The sequence below is a fragment of the Undibacterium sp. 5I2 genome (assembly GCF_035019605.1).
Lineage (GTDB): Bacteria > Pseudomonadota > Gammaproteobacteria > Burkholderiales > Burkholderiaceae_D > Undibacterium.
Map to the genome: position 1 here is coordinate 65899 of NZ_JASJVS010000016.1, position 7470 is coordinate 73368.

Below are 7470 nucleotides of genomic sequence, written 5' to 3' on the forward strand. Positions count from 1 at the left end.
TACCGTTCATCGCAGCTCATATTTGTATCGTTGTTAACTTTGGAAACAGGGAAATGAACTTTTTAACACTCGATCTTAACCTCTTGCGCGTCTTCGACGCCGTGATGATAGAGCAAAATCTGACCCGCGCAGCCGACAAGCTGGCCATGACGCAGCCGGCCGTGTCGAATGCGCTTAAACGCTTGCGCCATTCGCTCAGCGATGAATTACTGATTCGTACTGCCTACGGCGTCAAGCCGACGCCACGCGCTGAAGCATTGTGGCCAACGATACGCGATGTCTTATCGAAACTCGAAGCGGCACTGGCACCGGGGGCCTTCGATGTGTCTCAAACTCAAGCAACTTTCCGCATGGCCATGGCCGATGCCACGGCCGCCTTGTGGATGCCAACCTTAGTCGCGGCGATACAGAATGAAGCACCGGGCATCAATGTCCGAATGGTGCCCTTGACGACGCGGGAGCCGCGGCCGATGTTGATGCGCGGCGATATTGATATCGCCGTCGGTTTCTTTCCTGGTGTAGTGGCACAGTTGGCCGGTAGCCAAACCGCCGGTAATAGTGCGATTCGGCATGAGAGCTTGTACACCGGACGCTATGTTTGTGTAATGCGACACGATCATCCCTTGGCAGCATCGGATCTGACACTCGATGATTACTGCCAAGCACGCCACTTGTTGGTCAGTTTTTCCGGACGGGCGCATGGACTCATCGATGAGGTCTTGGAAAAAATGGGTAGGGAACGGCGTATTTTACTGACAATCAACCAATTTTTTACCGCCGGCCGTGTGGTTGCCCATTCCGATTTGCTCACAGTGTTACCGCGTCATCTCATTTCAGCCACTGGCATGAGCGATGCCTTGATTTGGAAAGAGCTGCCGTTTGAAACCCCGGAAGTGCATGTCGATATGCTTTGGCATGAACGGGACGGGCGCAATCCGGCACACCAATGGCTGCGCAATAACTTGGTGAATATGACGCATTCGAATCTGGTGCCGGAATTGGAACAAGATGTGCAGCATCCCGATTGAGCGATTGCCGCTGGCGGCACAAAGCACAGAATAGCTTTACAATCAGCTATCCTTATCACCTTCTTATGCATGCTTATGTTTACAGGTATCGTCCAGGGCATTGCCCGTATCGAAAAAATCGTTGACCAGCCGGGTTTGCGCAGCTTTCATTTACATTTTCCCAGCGGCTTTGCGACCGGACTGGAAATCGGTGCCAGCGTGGCGGTTGATGGTGTATGCCTGACCGTAACTGCCTTCGATGGTGAGCAAACGGCGCAGTTCGACGTGATGCAACAAACTTTACAGATCACTACGCTCTGTTTGTACGGGCAAAACGACCACATCAATGTTGAACGTGCGGCGCGCGACGGTGCTGAAATCGGTGGTCATCCACTTTCCGGCCATGTTGATTTTACCGCGCAACTGGCTGCCATACGCCGGCTCGAAAATAACTACGTTTTGCGAATTGCCGTGCCACCGACTTGGCTGCGGTATATTTTTGCCAAAGGTTATATCGCCATTAATGGTGCCAGTTTAACCATTGCCGAAGTCAATCACGAGCAAGCTTGGTTCGAAGTGTGGCTGATTCCAGAAACACTGCGCATGACTGTATTCGGCGAAAAAACCGTTGGTGCCGCACTCAATATCGAAATTGAAAGGCAAACTCAAGTCATCGTCGATACTGTCCGCACCATGTTGGCAGAAACGCTGGGACCCTTGTTACCGGCACTCGAGGCCGTATTGGCCCAACAGCAGGTGGTGTTACCGGAACAATTACGCGCTTTGCTCAAGCCTTGATTAGTCGGGCTGGCCGTCCCAGTATTCCATCGTCGCATTCTGATCAAAACCGGCACCACTCAAGCGCACACTGATGCGGCCGGAATCAGGATAGACAATCACATCATGCGGATTGCGCTCACCGATCACCAGATAACGGCAAACTTGATCGGTGTGATTAAATAAACTGTGTCCGGCTTTTTGGCCAGCCGGAAAAACCACATAACTACCCTCGGTCAGGATAAATTCCTGTTCACCCAAACGCAGGGTGCAACTGCCGCTCATCATCATCAATTGCTCTTCTTCGAGGTGATGATAATGATTTGGACATGCTTGTTTTCCCGCTGCCAACTCTTCCATACACACGCCAACATGACTGGCGCCGCCAAACTGTGCCAATTGCCGGTACCTGCTGCCGAAAGTTTTGCCATGGGAAAAGCTTTCCCATGCCACCTCATCGACTTTGAAGGGCTCATAAATGCCGGCAGCATTGACGGAGGAGGGCGTGGTTGTCATGGCTATGGTTTATTTAATCGGCAGACAACTGGTATTTTTCACTTCCTCCATGACTGCATAGGTATGCGTTTCACGCACACCGTTTAGTTGCAGTAAGGATTTACCGAGGAAATCGCGATAAGCGTTCATATCTTTGACACGGGCTTTGACCAAATAGTCAAAACCGCCGGCAACCATATGACATTCAAGCACTTCAGGAATCGCCTGTACGCCACGGCGAAACGCATCGAAGACATCGGGAGTGGTGCGATCAAGCACAACTTCGATAAACACCAACAGCGCCACATCAAGCAGATGTGGGTTGAGTTGGGCGGTGTAGCCGAGAATATAGCCCGATTCTTGCAGCTTGCGCACGCGCTCGAGGCAGGCAGCTGGGGACAGATTGACCCGATTTGCCAATTCTACGTTACTGATACGGCCGTCATTTTGTAATTCGGCCAGAATTCTTTTACTGATTTTGTCTAGCATAAGAAGTCGAAAATCATTCTATGAGTGGTTAATAATATTCGGGAATATTCTCTCACAAAAAAGAAAATTCCGATATATGTTCTGATTTCCAGAATTAATCATATGCAAGCATCGATACAATGAAATCTAATTCATTTCGTGTCTATTTTTTATGATTGAGACCATTGTGCCTAACATTTCCCTCCCATTTGCGACGCTCTTGAACGAACTTTTACCTGCGGCAACACCGTTGCGCACGGCAATCACCGAGGCCTATCGTCGCGATGAGATTGACGCAGTCCAGTACCTGTTAGGCCAAGTTGATCCTCATCCTGATTTACAAAAATCTGTTACCACCTTGGCCCATGAATTAGTCAGCTCGGTGCGTGAGCAAAGAACCCGCGCTTCCGGTGTCGATGCCTTGATGCATGAATTTTCTCTGTCATCCGAAGAAGGTGTGGCGCTGATGTGTCTGGCCGAAGCCTTATTGCGCATTCCCGATCACCAAACGGCTGACCGCTTGATTGCCGATAAAATCAGCAAGGGCGATTGGCGCAAGCATCTTGGCGAATCACCTTCTTTGTTTGTCAATGCCGCGACTTGGGGTTTGCTGGTTACCGGTAAATTGGTCGCGACCAATAGCGAACAAGGTTTAGGAGCGGCACTGACGCGTCTCATTGCCAAGGGCGGTGAGCCACTGATACGCAAAGGGGTAGATTTGGCCATGCGCATGCTCGGCAATCAATTCGTTACCGGCCAAACCATCGCAGAAGCCTTGAAAAACAGTGTCGCCAACGAACAACGCGGCTATCGTTATTCCTACGACATGCTCGGGGAAGCGGCGCTGACCGCCAAAGATGCCGCCTTTTATTACCAGTCTTATGAAAGCGCCATTCATGCTATCGGGAAAGCCTCGAATGGCCGTGGTATCAAAGCAGGCCCCGGCATTTCAGTGAAATTGTCAGCACTACATCCGCGCTATTCACGCGCCCAACATGGGCGCGTGATGACTGAGTTATTGCCCTTGCTGAAAAATTTACTGCTCATTGCCAAACACTACAATATCGGTCTCAATATCGATGCCGAAGAAAGTGAGCGCCTGGAACTCTCGCTCGATCTGATGGAAGCCTTGGCATTCGACCCTGATCTGAAAGGCTTTGAAGGCATCGGTTTCGTGGTGCAAGCGTATCAGAAACGTTGCCCTTTCATAATTACCTACTTGATCGATCTGGCTCGTCGCAGCGGCAGCAAATTCATGGTGCGCTTGGTCAAAGGTGCGTACTGGGATGCCGAGATCAAACGTGCCCAAGTCGATGGCATGAGTGGTTTTCCGGTCTACACGCGGAAAGTGTATACCGATGTATCGTATCTGGCCTGTGCTCAGCAATTGCTGGCAGCAACGGCATGGATTTATCCACAATTTGCCACCCACAATGCGCAAACGCTGTCGACTATTTATACTTGGGCCGAAGCGGCTGGCGTCAGTGATTATGAATTTCAATGCCTGCATGGCATGGGCGAAACCCTGTATGACCAAGTGGTTGGTAAAGCCAAACTCAACAAGCCTTGCCGGATTTACGCACCAGTCGGCTCGCACCAAACCTTGCTGGCTTATTTAGTACGTCGTTTGCTGGAAAACGGTGCCAATTCCTCGTTCGTCAATCAAATTGTCGATGAAAACCTGCCCATCTCCAGCCTCATTGCGAATCCACTGACGGTGGCACGCGAACTCGGTGGGCAGCCGCATCCTGGCATCGCTTTGCCACTGCATTTATTCGGCCGTGAACGACGCAATTCTGCCGGCTTTGATTTTTCCAATGAAATCAGCTTGCATGCAATCAGCCAGCATTTTGCCAAACATGCACGAGGCCAGTACCATGCTGTGCCGCTGCTGGCGAGCGCAGAATCAAGTGAGCCACCGCAGGCCACACCGCTGCCACTGCACAACCCGGCCGATCGTCGCGATGTGCTCGGTACCGTGCGTGAAGCCAGCGCTGCAGAAATAGAAGCGGCCTTGCAAGCGGCGCAGAATTTTTCTACCGAGTGGGCGCAGACAACACCGTTGCAACGCGCCGCCAGTTTGCAGCGCGCAGCTGATTTAATCGAAGCACGGCGTGAAGACTTCATGGCCTTAGCCATACGCGAAGCCGGCAAATCGCTACCGAATGCACTGGCCGAAGTACGCGAAGCGGTCGATTTTCTGCGTTACTATGCCGCCCAAGTCAGCGGCTTGGATAGTACGCTGGCCTTGGGCACGGTGGTGTGTATCAGTCCATGGAATTTTCCACTGGCTATTTTCATCGGCGAAGTCAGTGCCGCGCTGGCCGCCGGCAATGTGGTGCTGGCCAAACCGGCCGAACAAACGCCGTTGATCGCGTCCTTGGCGGTGGCAACACTATATGAGGCCGGCATACCACGTGCAGCTTTGCAATTTTTGCCCGGTAGCGGTGAGCAAGTTGGCGCTTTGCTGGTGGCCGATGCGCGCGTCAAGGGCGTGATTTTCACTGGCTCGACCGAGGTGGCACAATTAATTCACGCCACACTCACGCAAAGAATGATGAAGGAAAACAGCGAAATTGTTTTGATTGCCGAAACCGGTGGACAAAATGCCATGATCGTCGACAGCAGCGCCTTGCCTGAACAAGTTGTTAATGATGTGCTGGCTTCGGCATTTGACAGCGCCGGACAACGTTGCTCGGCCTTGCGCGTGCTGTGTCTGCAAGAAGATATCGCTGATAAAACGATAGAGATGTTACACGGTGCGATGCAAGAATTACGGGTCGGCCAGCCCGATCGCTTACAAGTCGATATCGGCCCGGTCATCGATGAAGCGGCACGCCATAACTTGGTCACGCACATCGAACAGATGCGCACACGCGGCCATGCCGTGCATGCACTGAGCTTATCGGTAGACTGCGAGAACGGCAGCTTCGTGGCACCGACGGTCATTGAAATTGCCAGTTTGTCGGAATTGACTAAGGAAGTGTTTGGTCCGGTATTGCACGTGTTGCGTTTCCGTAGAGATAACATGCCGCAACTGGTAGCGCAAATCAATGCCAGCGGTTTCGGCCTCACCCTCGGTGTGCATTCGCGCATAGATGAAACCATCGATTACATCAGCCAAGCTTGCCATGTCGGAAATATCTACGTTAATCGCAATATTGTCGGTGCCGTTGTCGGAGTTCAACCGTTTGGTGGAGAAGGTAAATCCGGTACTGGCCCGAAGGCGGGTGGTCCCTTGTATTTGAAACGCTTACAGCGGCAAGCAGAGAGCGCGCTGTACGGCCATACCGTGTATGAGCGCACTACCCCAGCGAGCTTGCAGGCTTTGCTGCTGTGGGCCAAGTCTGAAGGCTTGGATCAACTGGTGTTGCGCGGTGAACATTACCTGCAACACAGCCCTTATAAGGTTACGCAAGTACTGCCTGGCCCCACCGGCGAGCGCAACACCCTGGCTTTTGTTCCACGTGGCAGAATTTTCTGTGCATCGACACAATTAGCTAGCTTGTGCAATCAACTGGCGGCGGTATTAGCAACAGGCAATACGCCGGTGTTAGCGGCACAAGCCCTTGCGTGTTTGCCCGCTGATTTTCCAGCCGCAGTGCGTGCCGTCATCGTAACGGCGGAGGCGGCACAAAGTCGGGTGCAAATGGTGTTAGCTGACCAAGCTTCACGCCATGCTTGCCTGGCAACGTTTGTCGATAATCAAGATGGCATCGTTTCGGTCATTGGCACTGATGAACAGACTGATATTGCGTTGTGGCGTTTGGTGGCTGAACGTGCTTTATGCATCAACACAACAGCGGCTGGCGGCAATGCCAGTTTGATGAGTATGAATAGCTGAAGCGACTTATATCTCTTTTGGCCTGCTGTTACAGCAGGCTTTTTTTTTGTTTGTGCGCGTAAAGCCTCGGCCTTCAGAGGCTCTCACATAAACCTTACAGACGCTTTTTCACACCTGAAACACCGCATACCTCGTCAGATTTTTGATCAAAAACTTTCTTTGCTTTGAGAATATCTTCCCTCATTGTTGCTTTTTTTAATTACATTTTTTACATTAAATGTTGTTCATCGCGTTGCTCATCGCCAAGGATTGCGCTTGCAAAGGCTCAAGCATTTGCCTGATGTTGGTAGCTTGAAATAAGGCATGAAGCGCTGCGGCGGTCGGTGTAGCGGCATTGGCAAAGCTGTTGAAAAAAATCAGCAATAAACACAGGCGTTTGTTCAAGCTCATCGTTAATTTTCTTGGTGAATGAAGTAAGTAACGGATTCTAAAGGATTTTTTCAAGATGGGGAAATGTCGGTCGAGAAGGTAGCGGACAACATCTATGTTAATAAGTATATATATAAATAGTAATAATTGTTAACGTTGGGGGGTTCCTGTGGATAAGTCGGTAAACATCCACAGAATCAATTGTTTAAGGAATTCATAAGGCGGTGGAAAAAGGCTGTATATCCACAGGACAAAATCTGTATAAGAAATTCAGTGAGAGATGTAAATCGGCTTACGCACAATGCATACAGTGGATATCCCTGCACTTATCCACAGAAATATTTTCAAAAATGTGGTTTTCTTTGCGATTTCAGCTGAAATCTTTACTTTTAAACCAGCTTGCAAGTTGGGAAAGCCTTGAATCAGTAGTTTTTTTAATGCAGATGTTTTTTTTGGGGAAGGTGGTTTGTGATTTTTAAAATTTTTTTAAAAACATGTTAAAGGTGACAA

At 50.4% G+C, this 7470-nt stretch carries 6 protein-coding genes; 3 read left to right on the forward strand and 3 right to left on the reverse strand.

The window, feature by feature from the left end; translation table 11 throughout:
- The first annotated feature begins 53 nt into the window (after positions 1-53).
- Positions 54-1028 (forward strand): LysR family transcriptional regulator, encoded by a 975-nt coding sequence (locus QN359_RS08090; protein ID WP_322250285.1) that lies wholly within the window; start codon positions 54-56, stop codon positions 1026-1028.
- A gap of 75 nt (positions 1029-1103) precedes the next feature.
- On the forward strand, positions 1104-1805 hold the full coding sequence (locus tag QN359_RS08095) for a riboflavin synthase subunit alpha (protein WP_322250284.1): 702 nt from the start codon (positions 1104-1106) through the stop codon (positions 1803-1805).
- On the opposite strand, the gene QN359_RS08100 is transcribed toward QN359_RS08095, so the two are convergent.
- Together QN359_RS08100 and QN359_RS08105 are read right to left on the reverse strand one after the other, a co-directional pair.
- A complete protein-coding gene (locus QN359_RS08100) occupies positions 1806-2300 on the reverse strand; it encodes a cupin domain-containing protein (RefSeq protein ID WP_322250283.1) in 495 nt (164 codons plus the stop codon).
- Between the two features lie 9 nt (positions 2301-2309).
- Positions 2310-2768 (reverse strand): Lrp/AsnC ligand binding domain-containing protein, encoded by a 459-nt coding sequence (locus QN359_RS08105; RefSeq protein ID WP_322250282.1) that lies wholly within the window; start codon positions 2766-2768, stop codon positions 2310-2312.
- A gap of 151 nt (positions 2769-2919) precedes the next feature.
- On the opposite strand from QN359_RS08105, the gene putA reads away from it, so the two are divergent.
- A complete protein-coding gene (gene putA / locus QN359_RS08110; RefSeq protein WP_322250281.1) occupies positions 2920-6591 on the forward strand; it encodes a trifunctional transcriptional regulator/proline dehydrogenase/L-glutamate gamma-semialdehyde dehydrogenase in 3672 nt (1223 codons plus the stop codon).
- A 213-nt stretch (positions 6592-6804) separates the two neighbouring features.
- On the opposite strand, the gene QN359_RS08115 is transcribed toward putA, so the two are convergent.
- Complete coding sequence (locus QN359_RS08115) at positions 6805-6981, reverse strand: hypothetical protein (RefSeq protein ID WP_322250280.1); 177 nt, start codon at positions 6979-6981, stop codon at positions 6805-6807.
- Positions 6982-7470 lie beyond the last annotated feature (489 nt).